At 37.7% G+C, this 2,035-nt stretch carries 2 protein-coding genes; both read right to left on the bottom strand.

The features are described 5' to 3' along the window. Window positions 1-119: 119 nt before the first annotated feature. Complete coding sequence (locus ACFV2J_RS42540; protein WP_375839305.1) at window positions 120-1,028, bottom strand: hypothetical protein; 909 nt, start codon at window positions 1,026-1,028, stop codon at window positions 120-122. A 90-nt stretch (window positions 1,029-1,118) separates the two neighbouring features. After that, a complete protein-coding gene (locus ACFV2J_RS42535; RefSeq protein ID WP_375839303.1) occupies window positions 1,119-1,292 on the bottom strand; it encodes a hypothetical protein in 174 nt (57 codons plus the stop codon). Window positions 1,293-2,035: the final 743 nt, after the last annotated feature.

Genomic DNA, 2,035 nt, shown 5'->3' with positions numbered 1-2,035 from the left:
ACCCCCACTCTCTCGCTGTATCACCCTCTCGCCTCCGTGTTAACTACGGTGTGCACTATAGACACAACACAAACTACTAAAAAAACACCCACGGCTCCATAAAGAGGAACCGTTTTGCTTCAAAAATCACGTTTTGTGTTATACTGGAGAAACGAAATTGTGTTTTCAAAATTGTCATTTTCGACATGATAACTTTTCTCGTAGTGTGGTTTTGCCGAACCCACTACTTTTTTTATGTCTCCGAACTTCATTTCTTCCCGTTCCGGCTTAACAATCCCTTTTGATTTTCGATACATATTCATTCCGGAAGGATACATGTGCAGCCGTCCGCCTTTTAAAAATTTCTTTTCCCGACCTTCTACGATCTTTGTTTGCACCTCACAGCCCTCTGAAGCCACTTTTAAGGCTGTTTCCCTGTCTTGGACATCTTCTAGGTCTATATCAGTCAAATAAGCGCTCAAATAGGCTCCTATGTTGTCTATATCCTTTAATGACTTGATTGTTACAAATCCTAAACCCCATAGACTCCTTAATTCAGCATTTTTAATATAAATCTTATCCAAATCATTAAAGCGCATTAAAACATGACAATGCCAGGCTCCACGTCCTTGTGGCTCTACCACCGATAAATAATCTATCGAACTTTCTTTCTTGTATTTATAACGCAACCTGTCGATAAAATTTTGAAAATCACTATAAAGTTTTTTCGTGTCCGTCATATTTTTCTTGTATGTCAAAGTTATATGTAATTCATTTGGCCGTCCTATAAAATTGTTATTTATCAAATAACGCAGCTTCTTAAAGGTTTGTCTCAAAGAATTATAATTTTCCTGCCGATTTTCCGAATGCTCGAACTCCCGGATCTCCCCAGTAGAGAGGTCTACAAACCTATCCTTGTCCAATTTTTTGATATTATTTTTCCGGTTCATCTTCTCCATATGCTGAACTTCAATGACGTGATTCATAGTGGTCACTTTTACAACATCATTTGGAGCTATGAAAACCGCGTCACCATTGCGTTTATCCATCCATTTCCCCTCAATTTTTCCTGTAATGTTTAATTAAAATCAAGTTAATAATAAAGAACCCCAAATCCGAAGTCAGTTTTTCAACAAAAATTAGCGTCCTTTTCCCAAATAGTCCCTATACAATTCCTTAATAGCAAACTCAATTACAGCATCTTTTGAAACTCTTCCAAATTCATTGTGTTTTGTAAAATGTTCGGCTAATAACTCTAGCTTTTTAAATGTTTCAACAGTAATTCGAGGTCCAATTTGTTTTTTCTCTTCCATCCAAACACACTCCTAACAAGTTGTTAACATAATTCTAACATTGGAAATAATAGAATTCAAGAACAGAAAAAAGAAGCACACTCGGAATGATATTTCGTTTCCTTTTGATTCCGAGCCTCCACCCCTTACAATCCCCAAAGGCAACCGACAAGGGAAAATTCGTCCCTTATCGGCACCTCCGGAAATTGTACAGCAAGGGGTCACTCCCAATAAAAAGACTACGACATATAAAACAGGTTTAGCTTCAGAGAAAAAGAGCATAAGGAAACTCGGTGCCACCCTAAAAAAAAGGGTGTCAAACAGGCTGTGCCTGTTGAGTTTCTATGCTCTTAGAACAGGTGCCGTTTTTGAAGCCAAAGATATAGCATAGATACCCCATAGATATAGCAGGGATATACCAAAATATCTCTAGAGATACGGGTATCTATGCTATATCTCTCTACAAGATTCCTCCACACGCTTGACGGAAATGCTTCAGCATTTTAGCACTCACTCGACAGAGTGTATAAGTGCGCCATTCGGAATTTCAAAGCTTCAAATTTCACAGAGAGTGCCCATTTATACACACCCCCTAAATCGTGGTGTGACAATGGGTTCTCGCCGGCTCGAAATCGGTTTGTCATTCTGACAAATAACCCTTCGGGAAATAAAAAAAAAGGCTCCATAAATAGGAACCGTTTTTCTTAAAAAAAAACGTTTTGTGTTATAATTGAGAAAAGAAAATTTGTTTTGAAAATTTTAAA

The sequence above is a fragment of the Streptomyces sp. NPDC059668 genome (genome assembly GCF_042734135.1).
GTDB lineage: Bacteria > Actinomycetota > Actinomycetes > Streptomycetales > Streptomycetaceae > Streptomyces.
Note: the sequence above shows the minus strand (reverse complement) of the source record. Positions and strands in the feature narration are given on the sequence as shown.

Bases quoted from the DNA above. Each gene is read 5' to 3' on its own strand.
- ACFV2J_RS42540 (WP_375839305.1), bottom strand. From the start codon at position 1,028: ATGGATAAACGCAATGGTGACGCGGTTTTCATAGCTCCAAATGATGTT.
- ACFV2J_RS42535 (WP_375839303.1), bottom strand. From the start codon at position 1,292: ATGGAAGAGAAAAAACAAATTGGACCTCGAATTACTGTTGAAACATTT.